This window comes from Marinibium conchae (assembly GCF_015595035.1).
Classification (GTDB): Bacteria; Pseudomonadota; Gammaproteobacteria; order Enterobacterales; family Alteromonadaceae; genus Glaciecola.
The window spans coordinates 687,925-706,461 of the sequence record NZ_JADNRN010000001.1; the positions used below are offsets into that span (position 1 = coordinate 687,925).

17 protein-coding genes are annotated in these 18,537 nt (G+C 43.1%); 15 read left to right on the forward strand and 2 right to left on the reverse strand.

What is annotated here, in order from left to right:
• Window positions 1-163 precede the first annotated feature (163 nt).
• The gene (locus tag ISG33_RS02870; protein WP_195732041.1) at window positions 164-2,236 is read right to left on the reverse strand and encodes an alpha/beta hydrolase family protein; all 2,073 of its coding nucleotides are present in this window, start codon (window positions 2,234-2,236) and stop codon (window positions 164-166) included.
• 102 nt (window positions 2,237-2,338) lie between these two features.
• On the reverse strand, window positions 2,339-2,641 hold the full coding sequence (locus tag ISG33_RS02875; RefSeq protein WP_195732042.1) for a hypothetical protein: 303 nt from the start codon (window positions 2,639-2,641) through the stop codon (window positions 2,339-2,341).
• Between the two features lie 240 nt (window positions 2,642-2,881).
• Between ISG33_RS02875 and ISG33_RS02880 the strand changes: the two genes are divergently transcribed.
• The 15 genes from ISG33_RS02880 (at window position 2,882) to ISG33_RS02950 (ending at window position 18,532) form a co-directional block, all read left to right on the forward strand.
• A complete protein-coding gene (locus ISG33_RS02880) occupies window positions 2,882-3,721 on the forward strand; it encodes a flagellin N-terminal helical domain-containing protein (protein WP_195732043.1) in 840 nt (279 codons plus the stop codon).
• Between the two features lie 111 nt (window positions 3,722-3,832).
• Window positions 3,833-4,309 (forward strand): flagellar protein FlaG, encoded by a 477-nt coding sequence (locus tag ISG33_RS02885; protein WP_195732044.1) that lies wholly within the window; start codon window positions 3,833-3,835, stop codon window positions 4,307-4,309.
• Window positions 4,310-4,324: 15 nt separating this feature from the next.
• A complete protein-coding gene (gene fliD / locus ISG33_RS02890) occupies window positions 4,325-5,758 on the forward strand; it encodes a flagellar filament capping protein FliD (protein WP_195732045.1) in 1,434 nt (477 codons plus the stop codon).
• A gap of 74 nt (window positions 5,759-5,832) precedes the next feature.
• Window positions 5,833-6,261 (forward strand): flagellar export chaperone FliS, encoded by a 429-nt coding sequence (gene fliS / locus ISG33_RS02895; protein ID WP_195732046.1) that lies wholly within the window; start codon window positions 5,833-5,835, stop codon window positions 6,259-6,261.
• An 83-nt stretch (window positions 6,262-6,344) separates the two neighbouring features.
• The gene (locus tag ISG33_RS02900; RefSeq protein ID WP_229333432.1) at window positions 6,345-6,683 is read left to right on the forward strand and encodes a hypothetical protein; all 339 of its coding nucleotides are present in this window, start codon (window positions 6,345-6,347) and stop codon (window positions 6,681-6,683) included.
• Between the two features lie 10 nt (window positions 6,684-6,693).
• Complete coding sequence (locus tag ISG33_RS02905; RefSeq protein ID WP_195732047.1) at window positions 6,694-10,458, forward strand: 6-hydroxymethylpterin diphosphokinase MptE-like protein; 3,765 nt, start codon at window positions 6,694-6,696, stop codon at window positions 10,456-10,458.
• A 3-nt stretch (window positions 10,459-10,461) separates the two neighbouring features.
• Window positions 10,462-11,460, forward strand: coding sequence for a UDP-N-acetylglucosamine 4,6-dehydratase (inverting) (gene pseB, locus ISG33_RS02910; protein ID WP_195732048.1), 999 nt, complete (start codon window positions 10,462-10,464; stop codon window positions 11,458-11,460).
• Entirely contained in the window at window positions 11,457-12,641 is a 1,185-nt protein-coding gene (gene pseC, locus ISG33_RS02915; protein WP_195732049.1) for a UDP-4-amino-4,6-dideoxy-N-acetyl-beta-L-altrosamine transaminase, read from the forward strand. The genes pseB and pseC overlap by 4 nt, the downstream gene beginning before the upstream one ends.
• Window positions 12,638-13,402: a pseudaminic acid cytidylyltransferase gene (gene pseF / locus ISG33_RS02920; protein WP_229333433.1), complete on the forward strand. Its 765-nt coding sequence runs from the start codon at window positions 12,638-12,640 to the stop codon at window positions 13,400-13,402. Before pseC ends, pseF begins: the two co-directional genes overlap by 4 nt.
• Window positions 13,402-14,439 carry a glycosyltransferase family 9 protein gene (locus ISG33_RS02925; protein ID WP_229333434.1) on the forward strand — a complete coding sequence of 346 codons (1,038 nt, stop codon included), beginning with the start codon at window positions 13,402-13,404 and terminating at the stop codon, window positions 14,437-14,439. Before pseF ends, ISG33_RS02925 begins: the two co-directional genes overlap by 1 nt.
• 67 nt (window positions 14,440-14,506) lie before the next feature.
• Window positions 14,507-15,622: a pseudaminic acid synthase gene (gene pseI / locus ISG33_RS02930; RefSeq protein ID WP_370545300.1), complete on the forward strand. Its 1,116-nt coding sequence runs from the start codon at window positions 14,507-14,509 to the stop codon at window positions 15,620-15,622.
• A 4-nt stretch (window positions 15,623-15,626) separates the two neighbouring features.
• A complete protein-coding gene (pseG, locus tag ISG33_RS02935) occupies window positions 15,627-16,790 on the forward strand; it encodes a UDP-2,4-diacetamido-2,4,6-trideoxy-beta-L-altropyranose hydrolase (protein ID WP_195732051.1) in 1,164 nt (387 codons plus the stop codon).
• Window positions 16,790-17,452: a GNAT family N-acetyltransferase gene (locus ISG33_RS02940; RefSeq protein WP_195732052.1), complete on the forward strand. Its 663-nt coding sequence runs from the start codon at window positions 16,790-16,792 to the stop codon at window positions 17,450-17,452. Before pseG ends, ISG33_RS02940 begins: the two co-directional genes overlap by 1 nt.
• Before the next feature lie 44 nt (window positions 17,453-17,496).
• A complete protein-coding gene (locus tag ISG33_RS02945; protein WP_195732053.1) occupies window positions 17,497-17,736 on the forward strand; it encodes an acyl carrier protein in 240 nt (79 codons plus the stop codon).
• Window positions 17,720-18,532 carry an SDR family NAD(P)-dependent oxidoreductase gene (locus ISG33_RS02950; protein WP_195732054.1) on the forward strand — a complete coding sequence of 271 codons (813 nt, stop codon included), beginning with the start codon at window positions 17,720-17,722 and terminating at the stop codon, window positions 18,530-18,532. Before ISG33_RS02945 ends, ISG33_RS02950 begins: the two co-directional genes overlap by 17 nt.
• Window positions 18,533-18,537: the final 5 nt, after the last annotated feature.

An 18,537-nucleotide genomic window follows, 5' to 3' on the forward strand; every position in this document is an offset into this window, starting at 1 on the left:
ATAGTAAAGATTACGATTTCTTGCATCTACGATTTCAAGATTTCTTTATCTTTCTATACTAATTCGTAAGCATTCATCGTGCCAATATTCTAAAAAGCAACATTCATACATCAAAGATAAATACGCCCAGTTGCTTTTGCCGACTAGCGTTATATAGATCGAATTAGTGAATATGCTTATTAATAAATTCATTCGCATTTTTCAAAAATATTCTTCTAGTCTTTCCGGTTGAGAACCAATGGTCACCGCCCTCTATTTCGATATATTGACTGCTATCGAGTCCAAGTTCTTGTAAACGTTTAAACATTTTGGCCGATTGAAATGATGGCACAACAGTATCGTCGCTGCCGTGCATCATTAATATTGGTGAGCTTTCTTTGTTTGCCATGAATAATGGAGAGTGGGCTCTAAGTTCATCCTCGTCGAAACGAGCACCAATACTCTTAATCCAATAATCAACTAATCCTTTCTGTTCTTGTACATGGTAAAACATGTTGCCAAGTTCACTTACGCCAGCAAATGAAACTGCACACTTGTATAGGGAAGGGTTTCCAGTAGCACCATATAATGCTGCGTAGCCTCCATAACTTGAGCCAACAATGCAAATTTTTGAATCGTCAACAATGGCCTGTTCAATCAGCGCGGCAACACCTTCATCAACATCACTTTGCATTTTTTTGCCCCATTGCCCGTGACCTGAGGACTCAAATTTGTAGCCAAAGCCTTCTGAACCTCTAAAGTTTGCTTGGAATACAGCGAAGCCTTGGGCGGCAAAAAATTGGCGCTGCCAATCAAAGCGCATATCATCGCGTGATGCTGGACCACCATGCACTAGCACAATAAGTGGCGGTTTAGCTTTAGTTTCAGTTGCTTGAGTGGACGAAGCTGGCAGTGTTAAGTAGCCAGATAATTCAAGGCCGTCACTAGCGGTGTAAGTAAATCGTTTTACAGCGTTTGTGGTTTTGTTTTCAGCAAGCGCAAAACCCTGCCCGAGAAAACCTAAACTACCAGTCTCAGTGTCGTATAAAAAATAGTGCTCAGGGTATTCAAAGCTTGATACGAATACGGCAAACTTTGTCCGCGCTTTGTTGAAAGAATTAATGCTCACCTGTGCACCCGGAAAAGTTGCACTAAGATCCGCTTGGGCTTGAGCAAGCTTTTTATCAAGGTAAGTGTATTCATTCACATCTTTGATAATTGAAAAGCCAAGTAGCTCACTGGTTAAATAGTCTGTTACGACATAGTTTAGGTCGTATTTCGTGTTTTTAGATAAGTTAGTTTCATTTTCTACGTAGCCCTTATTTATATCAGCTTGATAAAGCGTATAAAGGTCTCCGTCATTTCTCGCAGTAAAATATATGCGCTTGGCGTCTTCAGTCAAGCCAATTACGTGGTGTGTGAAATCGCTGTCTTTGCCTTCTGCGTCGACTGTTTTAAGTGCCTTGAAATCATCATCCCTAGGGCCTTTAAACATATTTAAAGTAGCATTGTTGCTTGTGCTGTCTTGTCTAAAAAGTTGGATATTGCCACTTTGGTCACTTATCCAATCACTCGCATTAAAACCAGTGAACACTTTTTCTCGTTTACCATTATCAATGTTGATCTTAAAGACGGCGTTAACAATTTTCGCCTCTTTTTTGGCGGTTCTGTGTTGTTCGTAAGAGGCTATTTTTGCTTTTTGGCGATAATAATACGACATCAATATATGATCTTCGTCAGCAGCAAGCTTATTGACTAACTGCGGCCCGGAGATATTATTGGTAAATTCGGAGCTGCTAAATGGCCAATACACCTCGCCATTTTCGGTATTCATAATACCAGCCCTTTGCATGGTAAAAGTTTCAAAATCACCGCGAGAGTAATGAGTGGTAGTTGCGGTGAAAAGAAGACGGTCGTTCGACAGCCATTCAAACTTTCGCATTTGCGCATCTCCAATTTTCAGCGTTCGTGGCTTGCTTTTTGGATTTACCAAGCTTTGCACAACAATAATGTACTCTTCACTGACATCTCTTAAATAGGCAATGTGTTTCCCATCGGGTGATAGCTGAATATCTTTTGCTAGTGGTAATTTTGCGAATGTTTTTAAACTAAGGTGAGTGTTGCTCTGGTAAGCAGTAATGTCGCTAAGATGTAAACTGGCACTTGCAGCCGCAAAGACTGGCGTGGTGCTCGATTGACTATTAAAAGATAACAGCAAAAAAGCTGAGCTAATAATGAGAGAAAGCATTTTTATCATTGCTAACGTCCTTGTTTCTAGTGTTAATTGTAATTTCATCAAAGTTGCAAAGAGTAAAAGATAATGCGCTAAGTTGCCAGCAGGCAGGCGCTTTGAGTGTTATTATTTCGCCTTATTGAATTTGTCTTTGAAATGGGAAAATGCTTTGTAACTAATTAGGGTGGCGATAAATACGGGTATTTTGGTGACTAAAAACAGTGTACTCCATTCACCCGTCAATACACTGAATAGGGCGACCAAAATGAAAATTGCACTGAAAATTGCGAACAAAGTGAGCACCACTGCCCATGTTACCGTCCAATGAAAAGCCTTAGTTTTCTCCAAAGGAATATTATTTGTTGCAAGGTAACTTATTAGCAAAAGCAAGCCAAAGATGCTTGTGATGACAACAAAAACATAATCCATTTAGTGAAATTTCCATTTTTATCAGTGGGTTAGTATTTAATTTAAAAAAAATCCTAAATCTTCCTAAAGTTACTCATGAAGGCGCCGATAACTATAGTCGAGGGGTAATTTAAAGTTTTTTTGACTTCGTGTCGAGTCATCCAAACTAGAGGTAGCTTTTTTGGCCTAGTGAACCAAGAAAGCATGAATTAGGTTCGTCAGAGAGTTATCTACACTCGCTCTTTGATGATAGGAGGTATTATGTCAATTTTTGTAAACACCAATGTATCAGCGTTAAATGCTCAGCGTCAATTATTCGACTCTGGACAAGCCTTAAATAAATCGTTCGAGCGTTTATCGTCGGGCTTTCGTATCAACAGCGCTGCAGACGATGCTGCAGGCCTACAAATTTCCGATCGCATTACCAGCCAGCTCGAAGGGCTGAACCAAGCGGTTCGGAATTCAAACGACGCGATATCATTAGCACAAACTGCCGAAGGTGCTTTGGCAGAAACAACCAATTCGTTACAGCGAATTCGTCAGTTAGCAGTGCAAGCGCAAAACGGAATTAATTCTTCAGCAGACAGAGCCGCTTTGCAAAAAGAGGTGTCTGCATTAAAAACCGAAATATCGCGGATCGCAACCGACACTAAATTTAATAATGTGAATCTACTTGACGCTTCGTATTCAGCGGCGTTTCTAGTTGGTGCGAACAGCGGGCAAACTATTAGCATTAACTTGTCTGCTAGCAATATTACTGGCGCTAATGGTTTCAGTGCAACCGGCCTTGGCATAGGTTCATTGTCAGTCAGCACCTTCGCTGATGCGTCGTCAGCACTTACCGATATTGACACGGCAATATCTGCAATCGGTGCTGTCAGAGCCGACCTAGGTAGTTTGCAAAATAGATTTGAGTCGACTATTCGAAACCTGAGTAACGTTGCAGAAAACTTGTCAGGTGCGAGAAGTCAAATCAGAGACACTGATTTTGCAACAGAAACAGCCGAGCTGACCAGAAATCAGATCATACAACAAGCGTCTATTTCGGTGTTGAGTCAGGCAAATCAAAGACCGCAAGCAGCGCTCGCATTGCTCGGTTAATTTATATTGCAAAGTAAAAACACATAAACCAGCCGTGAGGCTGCGTTTATCTTACGGTTCCTCCGTTTATGGCGTGACCGTTTTTACAATTGAAGTAGGAGGTATTGAAAAATGGACACTATCAATCCGCAAGCTGGCAACAATGTTGCTAGTCAGTTTAGTAAAGCGTCAGCACTTCCCCAGCTCGAGTCGCTAGCTCGTGCTCAGAATAATGACGTGCTAACTACAGCTGAGTCGGTGGCAGCAAAAGAGACTTCAAGCTCTGATGTTGTTTCGTTGCTCGATAACGTACAAAGTACTAAAGCAAATCCACGCGAGGCCGATACCTTACAACGAGAGGAAAGCGTTGTTGAGATCGAACGGGCGCTTGGTGATATAAGTGAGTTTATGCAAAATAGAAATACGCAGCTTGCGTTTTCTATTGATGAGGCCACCGATAAAAGGGTGGTAACCGTCAAAGATGCATCGTCGGGTGACGTGATCCGGCAAATTCCTTCCGAGGAGGTGCTGAAATTTGCAGAGCGAGTTAATGAGTTACAGTCTGAATTTGGCAGTAGTGCAGGAATACTTCTGCAAGGGCAGGCTTAAATATGAGGTAAAATTATGGGTATTTCATCATTAGGGGTTGGTTCAGGACTCGATTTAGAAGGTCTGGTATCACAACTACTTGAAGCCGAGCGCGCTCCTAGAGCTGCTCGTTTGGATGCCCGTGAAGAAACCATTGAGTCTGAGATTTCAAGTCTTGGGCAAATAAAATCAAAGCTCTCGGAATTCAAAGACGCTGTTGACGACCTGCGCAAAGATCAGTCGTTGACAGGCCGAGAGCCTACCATTCGCAATCCTTCTGAAGACACTGAGCCTTTTACGGCCGAAGCATCAAACTCTGCGCTGACAGGCGAATACGATATTACGGTCGAGCGTTTGGCAAGTGGAACGCGAATAGAAACTCAAGATGCCGCTTTCGCATCATCTTCCGAATCGGTTGCTGATGCTGATGGGTCATTAACTTTCAGAATTGGCGATTCAGGTGAAAGCTTCACGCTAAACATCACTGCCGGTACAACGCTTGCCCAGTTACGAGAACAGATTAACGATGCTGAGGATAACTTTGGCATTACCGCAAACATTATTAATACCGGTACCGACGCAGGTGGCGCTAAACTAGTTATTAACTCCGATATCACGGGTGAGGGTAACGACCTCAATATAATTAATAACAACGATATTGCCGGTTTAAACAGACTTGCGACGACTAATTCCACAGAAACTACCAGTTTATTGAGCCCTACAAGAGCCGCTCAAAACGCTCAGGCTATCATTGACGGAATAACGGTTCAAAGCGACACCAACAAATTCGAAAACACCATACAAAATGTTACTTTTACTGCCGAAGCCGTGTCAGAGAAAGATGCAAATGACAATTTTCAATCTTCTAGCTTAGTTATTGGTTTTGACGAAGAGGCATTGGAGGAAAAAATTCGTGCTTTCGTTGAGGGTTACAACTCCTTAAATACGGAAATAGTTGCCTTAACTCGCTACGGCGAATCAGAACTAGAAGACGACGGCGCCTTGGCTGGCGACTTTACCGTTCGTGGTATTCAGTCTGGTTTAGGTAGCATTCTCAGTGGCACCGTAAGCGATTCAGCCTTGGGTGGTTTATTTCAAATAGGAATTGAGTTGACTGCTGAAGGCACGTTAGAAATTGGAAGTACAGACTTCGGCCTAGGAACAGGTGAAAGCCGATTAAGCGATGCTCTTGAAGATAATTTTGATGAAGTGTCTAAGTTATTTACTGCTGATGATGGCATCGCAAACAAACTTTATGATTTTCTTGACCAATATACTAAGTCAAACGGTGTTCTTGCCGATAGAGAAACAGCCGCGAAAGATCAAAGAGATCAACTTCTTGACGATCGAGCGGCTTTTGAATTGCGTTTGGTTAGCTTTGAAGAAACATTACGCGGAAGGTATTTGAACCTTGACCAAACCGTCGCAAGACTTCAGCAAACCAGCTCAGCCTTGCTAGCATCGCTATAAGACTTAGACAAGCAACAGCGTACGAAGCCTAACAATAAAAAAGTAGCAGTACACACTATTTGGAGATTACGTATATGGCCCTTAAAGGCATAAACGCTTATAAAAAAGGCAGCCTTAAACAAGATGTTGCCGCCGCCGACCCCCACCGATTGACGCTAATGTTGATGCAAGGCGCGCTCGATAGAATGGCCTATGCAAAAGGGTGCATGGAACGCCAAGACCTAGCCGGTAAGTCTGAGCACTTGTCTCGTTCTAGCGCGATCTTGATCAATTTGCGCGACACTCTCGACTTGAAAATTGGTGGGGAAGTCGCTGAAAACCTCTATTCTCTGTACGATTATATGGTACAGCGTTTGGTTGATGCCAACGTTCAAAACAGCTTGTCGATAATGGATGAAGTGATTAACCTGCTATTGCCCATCAAAACGGCTTGGTTAAGTATTCCTGAAGAAGCTAAACAAGAAGCTTACGAAGCGAAACGTCAACAACAGCAAACAGTGTAAGGCTCTCGAGTAGCGCAAAAACCTTGTAAGTACTCGATGGTAAATACTCATCTGCTATTAACGCCAGCAAATAAGGGACAGCTTTGGAACAAGCCAATAGTTCGGTTGAAGACTACCTTTCTCATTCACTCACACCCAAAGCATTGAGCGAGCTGAATATGGCTATCTGCTTAACACTTGTGAGCCTTGATGAAAGTGACAATATCGACGATGTAAAACTTCGTGAGCTCGTTGAACAACGAGATGAGTTTATTCAAGACTATCTGAGCACACTAAAGCCAGAGCCACGAAAAGAGTTTGCGACGGCCGAACTACCTATTAACAATCAACTTCAAGCTATTGTCAAAAACTTGTTTACAGATTCGTTAAGCGAGTTGAGTTCACTAGTTAGAGGCTTGAAAGCAATCAAAAAATATAAGTGACGTAGCCATTATGTTGAACGATATTCGGGTGCATATTCACAACGACGATGAAGTCCAAGAGCAGATAGAAAAAAAGTCTGCACCTTTCATCGCTAAAACTCACCAGCAGAATCGGGCTGCATTCGCACGCTCAATCCCGCATTTAATTACTGAGCTAGATGCTATTCGCAGTGAAAGTATATCTATCTTTTGCAATAAAAATGAGCAATACAACATTGTTGATTTTGGCTTGGGTAGAACTTTATACGGTGAAAATCCCGACACTGAGATACAAGCACAGTGTGAGAACTGGGCCCAACATAGCGCCATTTTAGCGTTTTCAGATGGCGATAATTACGACAATAGTAACGACGACTTGCTGGGCAATGCACTCGACTTGTTTCAACAAAATCAAAGCCGCGTGCTTGCAAGTGCTGAGAACAGTGACGTGTTGGTGCTCTTGGGGCTGGGCTTAGGCAGTTATATTCCACGTTTACTTCGCGAAATATTTGCAAACAAAGCGAACATAAAGCACCTCATTATTTATGAGCCCGAGGCGCAGTACTTCAAAAGTTCTTCCATGGTAATGCAATGGGAGTCCTTACTGCTAGAGCTTGAGAAACAAGGTATTGCCATCTATTTTCAAATCGGAAAAGATGCTCAACATCTCATCACTGATTTACAAGAACTACAAACTCACTGTCCAGTATCACAAGCCATTGTATTTCAGCATTATTTTCATCCTACCTTTGATGCTGTCATGCATTCAATTCGACACAGTGATTGGCAAACGCTACAAGCAAAATCAAGCTCCTTCAAAGCGCAGCGTAAATTCACCCAATACACACCACCTTGGTTAGAAAGCACTAAAGTAACTGAGTTACATCCGGTTAGGCCTGAGCAACATCGCTTTCGCGACAACCTGTTGGCGTTTAAAAAATACTACCCAAATATTTATGCTGAATTTTCCGACTACCAGCCTGATACTTGGCAAGCTGTTGAGAATAAAAGCGGCAGTGTAAATCTTCTTAATCTTTTCAACGGCGCAACGTGGTACGGAAATAATCCTGTTGAAGAAGGGGCGGCGAATTATAGAAGTTTTGAAAAACATCCGAATAAAGACGGCTTAATCCTTGGTTACAATGGTCAAAAGTTAAAGCACTATTTGCATTATCGTTTAGTCAAAAAAACTGAAGCCTTGCTCGAGCAAGCAGAAGATGAAGTGAATATGTTGCCCGACACGATCAAGTCATTAATACTGTTTGGTTTAGGCGCAGGTTATGAATTAGAGAGCTTGCTGGAAAATAAAAAGCTAGAAAAGTTGTTTATATGTGAACCTAATCGTGACTTCTTTTATGGCTCCTTGTTCGCAGTTGATTGGCGGCATATTCTCGAAAAGCTTGATGAAAGTGAGGCTAATGTCTACATCAATATTGGCGACGATGGCAGTCACCTGTTTCGAGATTTATTAGGCCAGTTTTATAACATTGGGCCCTATGTTTTAAGCCAAACCTTTTTTTATCAAAGCTATTACAACGAAGCACTGAACTCGGCGATTGCTCAACTCAGAGAGCAACTGCAAATTGTGGTATCGATGGGGGAGTACTTTGATCATGCTTGTTTTGCTATTGAACATACTAAGGAGGCATTTCGACAAGAAATACCGTTTTTAAAATCAACACCAAGCCAGTATTTACGTCATGAAAACAAAGAACTCCCCATTTTATTTGTGGGTAATGGTCCTTCACTTGACTATAGTATCGATACAATAAAAGAGTTGCAGGGCCAAGCGATTGTCATTTCTTGTGGTACGTCATTGCAAGTGTTGCACCGCAATAATATTGTGCCTGACTTTCATGCCGAGATAGAACTTAACCGCGCGACTTTCGACTGGGCATGCAGAGTAGGCGACCCAGACTATCTTAAAAAGATAACCCTGCTAAGTTGTAACGGCATTCATCCAGATACCTGCGTCCTATATAAAGATGTATTAATTGCATTTAAAGAGGGCGAGTCGGCGACGGTGTCAGCGTTGAACGTGGTTGGTGAAGACAAAGCTGAATGTTTAGCGTTTGCTTTTCCAACGGTAAGTAATTTCGCTGTAAATCTATTTTTAAAACTTGGCTTTCATCAATTTTATTTTTTCGGCATTGATATGGGCTTTGTTGACAGTAGCCAGCATCATTCATCTCAATCAGGCTATTACAATGTTCAGGGCAAAGAGCTATATAAATATGCTGAAGCAAACAATACCGGCTTGCTTGTTCCAGGTAATTTCCGCACGCTAGTTAACACTAAACATGAATTTAAACTGGCTAAAACCATCATCGAGCAGGCATTGGCTTCTACTCCTGTTGATTGCTACAACACCAGTGATGGCGCTTTGATTGAAGGGGCTATTCCGCTTGATATAAATAACATTTTGCTCATGAGTAGCGAGACGCAAAAGCAACAGACCTTAAATAGCTTACGTGACTGCTTTGAGCGATCTCCAGCAAAAACATTTGTTGAGACTTTTGATGATAAATATCAACACAGTGTGCTGATACAAGAACTAGAATCGCTCATTGATTTAGCTGAAAATAGCAGCGCAATGCTGTTGGGAGAGGCAGGCAGTAAGCAAGAAGACATTTTTGAGTTTGTAGAAACACAAAAACAGTTTTTATTTTTCTCTTACAAGCAAGGCAACTCCCTGTTGTTTTATTACTTGTATGGTTCAATGAATTACATTAATTCAGTACTCAGTAAAGCGGCTATGCATCATGATCGCGATATTGCCGTCAGTGTCGCTTCTCAAGCGCTCGTATTTTGGCGCGACTGTTTGTGTGACGTCAAACTATTGTTGTTGGACAAGCATCAATTGTTTGACACCTCCTCAAGTTTTACGCTTCGCAGAGAACGAATATTGCTGGCAGAAAAATCACTTGCCATTGAGTTTGTTAGCTTCAGCCAAGGTCTACAAGATATCGCCAAAGGTGAGCTTGAAAAGCTTCAGGAGTTTTACTCTCTGGCCTTAAGTTTCTCTCTAATTACCGATGTAGGTAAAGAGACTTTCGCTTCAACTGAAAGTAACAAGCACTATATATTCATGCTTCACGATAGAAGTGAATGGCTTGTTGCTCAAAGCGCCTTAACCGCACTGAATAGCCTTTACCGTGAGAGCACAAAGCAAATTCCAGTACTGCTGTGTCTTGCCTGTGAATTTGAATCTGAGTGGATAAAAAGCGCCGAATTTTATGCTAAATACTTCCCTGCACTGAGCGTATCTTTTCAGCTTTTGCCTAGTTTAGCTGAGCGAGCGGACGCATTGCCTTATTCACGAGGTGAAGTGCCTTGCGCCCCTTGTAGCCTGCACGTGGAGTCTGCATTAAAGCATGTTCAAAATACTGCTAAGCAGTTTATTTTTATAGAAAAACTTGATTTTTCGGAGGTTGGCTTAAAACCTGCATATAGTGAAGTTAACAATAAGAATGTAGGTGAAAATGACGGTAAAGAGGCAGCGACCGCACTGCGTCTGATACCCGAACCAATATCAGCTGAGTTTGTTAACAATCAAATTATTTCTAAGCTTCGAGCTATCTGCGCTGCTTCAGATTTTTGCTTTTTTGATTTTAAAACCTATGCTGCAGTACCAAGAGACTTCAATAGCACGGAGGCCTCTGCGACTGTGTTGGACTTGGCCGGATCACGTGGCCTTAGAGTAAATCGACCTTTCACCTCCATAGAATTTCTTTTACGTTGGCAAAAGCCTGCGTTGGTAGAAAAAAACATTACTCAGTATATGAAGGCAGATTAAATTATGTTCGACAATAAAACGATACTCATTACGGGCGGTACAGGTTCTTTTGGGAAGCGTTATGTTTCTCAAATTCTAGCTAACTATAATCCCAAAAGAGTCATCATTTATAGTCGAGACGAACTTAAACAGTTTGAAATGCAACAGCAATTTTCACATAAGGCTATGCGGTATTTTATTGGGGATGTTCGCGATGCAACTCGCCTAGTTTCTGCGATGCGAGGCGTCGACTATGTTATTCATGCGGCAGCGCTAAAACAAGTGCCGGCTGCAGAGTATAATCCTAATGAATGTATCAAAACGAATATCAATGGTGCACAAAATGTTATCGACGCATGCATTGAAGCGAATGTGCATCGAGTAATAGCGCTATCTACCGATAAAGCCGCGAACCCTGTTAATTTATATGGCGCGACAAAGTTAGCTTCGGACAAGCTATTTGTGGCAGCGAATAATATCGCAGGTGCTAACGGTCCTCGATTTGCTGTAGTACGTTATGGAAACGTAGTGGGTTCTCGCGGCTCAGTCGTGCCGTTTTATCGGCAGTTGTTAGAGCAAGGAAAAACAGTATTGCCTGTGACTCACCAAGAAATGACTCGCTTTTGGATAACTCTTGATGACGGGGTGAAGTTTGTCTTAACAAACTTTGCGCGCATGCAGGGCGGTGAGATATTTGTGCCTAAAATTCCTTCCATTCGAATTCTTGACCTTGTTGAGGCCATGAGTGGCACTACAGAGCATGAACTGATAGGTATCCGCCCGGGTGAAAAATTACATGAGGTGATGGTACCAGAAGAGATGGCTCACCATTCTTATGAGTTTGACGACCATTTTGTGATCACGCCAGCGATCAAGTTTTTTGACGGTACCATCAACTACTCAGTGAATAAGATCGGAGAAAAGGGTACAAAAGTCGGCGAAAAGTTCGAATATCATAGTGGTACTAATCATCACTTTTTGACTGTTGATGAGCTTAAAGAGATGGATGAGCAGCCGCTATGATCCCTTACGGAAAGCACCACATCGACCAAGGAGATATTGATGCCGTAGTTGATGTGCTTGAAAATCACTTTTTAACTCAGGGCGCTAAGGTACCGGAATTTGAGCAGGCCCTATGTGACTATACCGGCGCAAACTATTGTACAGCGGTTAACAGCGCGACGTCTGGCTTACACGTTGCTTGTTTAGCTGCAGGTGTTAAGGCTGGCGACATGGTTTGGTCAACGCCAAATTCATTTGTCGCGTCGGCCAATTGTGCCTTGTATTGCGGTGCAAGCGTTGACTTTATCGACATGGACCCAGCGACTCGGAATATTGATATCGATTTACTGGCCAAAAAAATCACACAAGCAAAGCGTGAGAATAAGCTGCCAAAAGCATTGATTGTGGTTCACTTTGCTGGTTTTAGCTGTGATATGAAGTTAATTTCGGACTTGCTTAAGGGTGTCGATATTGTACTCATCGAGGACGCAGCCCACGGTTTGGGTGGCAGTTACCTAAACACTAAAATCGGAGCTTGTGAATATTCCGACATGGCTGTCCTGAGTTTTCACCCAGTAAAATCCATCACCACCGCAGAGGGTGGTGCAGTAATGACTAATTCTGAATATTTTGCTCAACAAATAGTGTTGTTTGCAAAGCATGGGGTTACTCGTGATGTGCAATTGTTCGACAGCGAAGCCTCTGATCTTAGCAAGCAGGGGCCTTGGTACTACCAACAGTTGGAACTCGGATATAATTATCGCCTCAGTGATATGCAGGCGGCTTTGGGGATTTCGCAACTCAGGAAACTTGATGGCTTTGTGGCAGCGCGTCAGAAATGTGCCGATTTCTATTTTGAGAATCTTGCTCATCTGCCCTTAAAACTGCCACAAAACGACCTCAGCACTCAAGGGCCAGAAAACCAAAGTGGTTGGCATCTGTTTATGATTGAGTTAGACGACAGCGTAAAACTCGATAGAAAAACAGTATATGAACAGTTAGTACATAAAGGCATTGGTGTTAACGTGCACTACATTCCGATTCATTTACACCCCTTTTATCAACGATTGGGGTTTAAGCCTGGCGATTATCCAGCGGCTGAACATTTCTACGACCGCGCAATTACTCTGCCTCTCTATCCGAGTCTTAGCATCCATGAGCAAAAAGCCGTGCTTGCCGCTTTAGAAGAGGTTTTGCTGTGAATGTGAGTAAAGATAACCCCAAACGAACAAAAGATAAGAAAGCGAAAACGATTGCTGTTATACCCGCACGCGGGGGAAGTAAGCGCATCATTGGTAAAAACACACGAGTTTTTGCTGGTCAACCTTTGATTGCCTACTCCATTAAAGTAGCGCAAAGTTCAGGCCTTTTCGATGACATCATAGTGACAACTGATTCAGACAAAATAGCCGACCTTGCAAAGCAGTTTGGGGCAACCGTGCCTTTTTTAAGGCCATCAGATTTATCCGATGACTTAACCGGAACGCGCCCTGTTACGAATCATGCTATTCGATGGTATCAAGATAATATTGGAGCGCTTGATTATTGCTGCTGTATATATGCAACAGCGCCTTTTCTGCAAGCCAACTACTTAAAAGCGGGCCTTGATGCTCTCGATGAAGATAGTTCGAAGGCTTTCGCATACTCAGTTACCAGTTTCCCTTTTCCAATTCAAAGGGCCTTATTTATGCAAGCTAACTATGCAGAGCCAGCCTTCAAAGAAGATATAATGAAACGCTCGCAAGACTTGCCCGAGGCTTACCACGACGCAGGGCAGTTCTACTGGGGTAGGGCTGAAGATTATTTGTCGTCCAAAGCTATATTTTCTGAGCATGGCATTCCTATTATTTTGCCGCGTCATCTAGTTCAAGATATTGATACGGAGGAGGACTGGCTGCGAGCCGAGTTGATGTATAAGGCCTATATGCAGTCAAGCCACGAGACTAATAGTGGGAGTAACTGATGACAGTTGCCTTCAATGAGCCTAGCGAGACAGAGAGCCAAGCTGACAAAGAGAAAATTCTAGTTATTCGTATGTTAGGTCTTGGTGACGTGACATGCATTGGTGTGTCGGCTATACGTCACTTGAAACGCAAGCACCCAAGCGCCGAAATTCATGTGTTAACCTACGCAGCCGGCCACGATATTATGGCCTTGGCAGAACCAACGATAAAGACTTATGGTTTGAAAAGCGGGGAGTGGCCAGAAGATATTATCCAAGCGATGGAAGCTTTTTTAGGCTTAGCCGAAATCATCATTGGCGAAGCTTATAATTCGATTATTAACCTTGATACGTGGTTCATGCCTTGCTTCTTATCTCGCTTTTTGAAAGATGCGGGTGAGCCGGTGAGTGGGAACTATATTGCGATGTCGATCGCCGATCTGATAGACCAATATCAGAAGCAAACACTTCAAGCTACCTTCGTCAACGATCCCAGTCACTACATGCAAAGCACTTGGTTTAGTATGATGCGTTGGCATTCAACGTGGTGGGAAAGTGACTATTTGCCTGAGGGTGGATATCCTGAGTTTTATCTGAAAACCTGTTGCGGTTGGCAGGACTGTGAATTGAATTTTAACATTGATGTTCCCGCAAACAAAAAATTGGTAAAAGAAAAACGTAAAATTATAGCACTTGCTACCGAAGCTCGTACCGACGAGCGCAGCTATCCGCATGCTGAAAAGTTGGCAGCGGCATTACGCATGGCTGGTTTCTATGTGTGGTCAAAGTTCGATGGCAGTCAATCGATGCGTGAAACCTTATCAATGTTGAAGGCAAGCGACCTTCTTATTACTGTTCCTTCAGCACCACAATGGTTTGCAACGTCAGTTGATTGTCCGGTAATGGTCATTAGTGGAATGGTCGACCCAAGAACCTTAATGCCCGACTATGCAACTGATATGTCACTACAGCCAGCGTCGGTCGAGAGTTTAATCGAGGGTGTGCTGGGTATTTTCGATGGCAGTATCGCTCAAGGTGATGAACAAAGCGCATACTAAAATGCAGATGCATAAGCACTGTATAGAAGCACTTAATTGAACAACTAACATGAGTTTATTCAACGACATGAAAAACAGTAAATCGACTATTCGCATTGGTAAGGATGATCTTTATTTTGACATTGGAGAGGGTCATAAACCTTTCATCATTGCAGAGCTAAGCGGCAATCATAGTCAGGATTTTGAACTTGCTAAAAAGATGGTGGTTGAAGCGGGAAAGGCCGGTGCACATGCAATAAAACTGCAAACCTACACGGCGGGTTCAATGACCTTAGATGTGGATGCTGGTGATTTTGTTATTCAGGAAAAGGACAGCCTATGGGCAGGTGAAAAGTTGTTCGACTTATATGCCAAGGCTTCTACACCGTATGAGTGGCACGGAGAGCTTTTTGCCCTAGCGAATAAATTGGGGATGTTAGCTTTTAGCTCTCCATTTGACGAAGATGCTGTCGATTTTCTGGCTTCATTAGATGTGCCTTGTTATAAGATTGCATCTTTCGAGCTCACCGATATTCCGCTTATCAGAAAGGTTGCACAGCAAGGGAGGCCGATGATTATGTCGACAGGCATGGCAAGTGTAAGTGAAATTGAAGAGGCTGTGAAAGTTGCTAAAACACATGGCTGCAAAGAGCTTATATTGCTCAAGTGCACAAGTACTTATCCTGCATTACCCGAGAATACTAATCTTGTCACCATTCCCAATATGCGAACTACTTTTGATGTGCAAGTGGGTCTGTCGGACCATACCGCAGGAATAGGGGTATCGGTTGCAAGTGTGGCCTTTGGCGCATCGGTGATTGAAAAGCACTTTGTTTTATCGCGCGATGCTGGTGGTGTTGATGCCGAATTTTCAATGGAGCCCGATGAACTTAAAAGTTTAGTTGCCGAAACTGAGCGGGTGCATTTAGCGCTCGGACAAGTGACCTATGGTGGCAGCAAAGCGGAAGAAAAATCCAAACAATACCGTCGTTCAATTTATGTGAGTCAGCCGATTGAAAAAGGCCAAATGATTGCACGCAGTGACATAAAAATTGTGCGTCCAGCGCATGGGCTAGCACCTAAGCATCTTGACACTGTTGTGGGGGCCATAGCCCGCTGTGATATGCCAATTGGAACGCCATTAACTTGGCGTACTATTAGTGTCGCTTCAGACAATAAGAATGACTTAAAAAATAACGGCTAAGACGATGCAATTATTCTTTCGGGTTGAAGGTAACAAAAAAGTTGGCTTGGGGCATTTAATGCGATGCTTTGCGCTAGCGCAAGTTGCCCTTGATAATCAAATTGCAGTTAACTTCATTTGTAGTGCCGAAAGCGCTAAATTTCTGCACACTCGGCATGCGTTCTTAGGCTCAACACTGGTTATTGACGAGGCACTTCCTCAAGAAGATGAACTTCATCAAATAGTTGAGCTAATAGTGTCACGCTTGGATAGTGATGCAAACGCAGCACTTGTACTAGATGGCTATCAATATACTGTTAATTACCAGAGCAAATTAAAAAGTGAGCTGGGTAAAAAAGTGACGCGAACTGGCTCCGTACCGCTTGTCTACTTTGATGATATCAACTGCATAACAGATTTCCCAAATCATGTCGCCGATATGATAGTCAACGGTGCCGAGTCAGCTAAAAGCTTGGGTTATGAAAGAAACGCAGCAAATAGCAAACTATGCCTAGGTTCTGGATTTATGTCACTTCGAAGTGAATTTATGTCTCTGCCAGAACTACCCGTAAACCGGCGTCATTCCTTACTGATATGTTTCGGCGGCGCTGACACAGAAAACCATACCTTGGCGCTGTTAATAGCCTTAAGTGAAATTGAATGTGATATTCCTGTTCGCGTGGTAAGTGGCGTTGCCTATCAGCACCATAACGACTTACAGCGTATGATTGGTTGTCAAACGTTGGAAGTGCCAGGAGAGCTGGATAAGAGATTGGCCTTAAGCATGCCTGTGCAATATATTCATGATGCTCAAGATATGGCAGAACTTATGTTACATAGCCGTTTGGCAATTAGTGCGGCAGGCGGGAGTCAATTTGAACTCTTGCACTGCTACACCCCCAGCTTTCTTGTAGTGGTAGCCGACAATCAAGCTCCTGCAACAGCTATTGCTCAACAGCAAGGCTGGGCAAGTGTGCTAGATTGGCGTGACAGTGCCACGGTTGACTACAAAGGTTTGGCTAAATCGCTGATAGCAAAATATCACGATGCGAAGCACCTCAATGCTCAGCAACAAGCTGCTATTAATACAATGAAGGCCATGCGCGAGGAGCATCAGCGTTTTGGTACTGAGAATATTCTTGATGCTATCGCCGCTATTGTTACTAATACGCATAAGGAAGAAACGTGATGATGACTCACCTTTCAGGCTTCGGCGTAGTATTGAGGCCGATAAACGAGGAAGACTTGTCAGATCTGCTTAGGTGGCGAAACCGCGAAGATATTCGTTCTATGATGAAGTCGCAAAGCATTATTAGCATGGATGATCATAGAAGGTGGTTTTCTTCTATTGTGCAGTTGAATAATGCCGATATTGATTCTAAGGCAGCACAGCATTGTACTTCTGATAGCATCGCTATTCAGTCACAGTACTTTGCTATTTGCTATAAAGCCGAACTCATTGGTTCGGCTAATATCACTACCGAGGCGCTAAGTCTTTCTAAGGCGAGCGAAGTGGAGCCTGGCTTATATATAGGCCATGAACGTTATCGTGGAAATATACTCGCTTTTGCTCCTAGCTTGGTGTTGAACGATTATTGTTTCAAGGAGCTTAAGGTGAAAAGAATATGTGCCACAGTGCATGCGAATAATCACCAAGCCTTAGCTTACAACGCAAAGCTAGGTTATAAGTTAAGCTCAAGCGATGAGCAAGATAGCCAAAAGTCTAGCCATGATCATGTGGCTGGGAGTGAAAAACACCCATGGATAAAAATGACCTTGCAGGAAGAAGACTATTTACGGGCGACTGCTAAAATAAGGCAGTTTCTGTCTCGACCTGCTAAAAAGAATTAGCTGTTTGAGCTCGCCAAATTTCAATAGCTTGAGGAGAAACAAAAGTGTCAACGATAGAACAACTTAACGCGGCTTTTGTAAGCGCATTAGACATTGACGAAAAACAAATAAGCGATGAGCTTGCCTATAATAGTATCGAGGAATGGGACTCTACTGCGCACATGATATTAATCGCTGAGCTAGAAGACCAGTTTGACATCATGCTAGATACTGACGACATTATTGATATGAGCTCAGTAGCTAAAGCAAAAGAAATCTTGCAAAAATATGATATCAGCTTCTAAGCCTATCGAGGGATCTTCAGAGCCACGAGTTCCGCTCGAACAGGCTGCAATATTAATTACTGGCGCCGCCGGTGGAATAGGCCGCGCGTGCGTTATAGCATGCGTGAAGCAAGGCTGGCATGTGTTCGCTGCGATGCGCAATAAGCAAGAAGGGCAGGAACGCTTGCGAGAGGCCTTACAGAGTTCCGGTCTTAATAATGTTGCCCAAAGCGCTGATTTGCTTACCCTTCTTGAGTACGATGTATCTGATTCAAAACAGGTTAAAGCGGCTTTCGCTCAAATTAAAAAGTCACCTTATGAGCTGGTCGGCTTAGTGAATAACGCTGGTTTAATGAAGGATAGCCTCTTAGGCATGACATCACTCGACGATTTCGACATGCAAATGCTAGTCAATGTTCGAGCTAGCTTTCTACATTTGCAGTTAGCTAGTCGCTTAATGACTAAAAACAAGCAGGGCTCGATTGTGAATGTTAGTTCAGTTATCGGCTTAGATGGCGCACCCGGTCAGGTTGCTTACAGCGCGAGTAAAGCTGCGCTCTTAGGCATGACAAAATCGGCGGCGAAGGAGTTAGCACCTTTAAATATTCGTGTTAACGCAGTTGCGCCAGGTTTTATCAACACCCAATTAACACATGATTATAGCGCTGCTAAACGAGCGTCGGTTATCAATAATATTGCTGTAGGGCGCGAGGGGCAGCCAGAAGATGTTGCAGCCACCATTATGCATCTTTTGAGCGCTCAAAGTGCCTACATAACTGGGCAAACAATCCGCATCGACGGCATGATGTCGATATAAAGCGA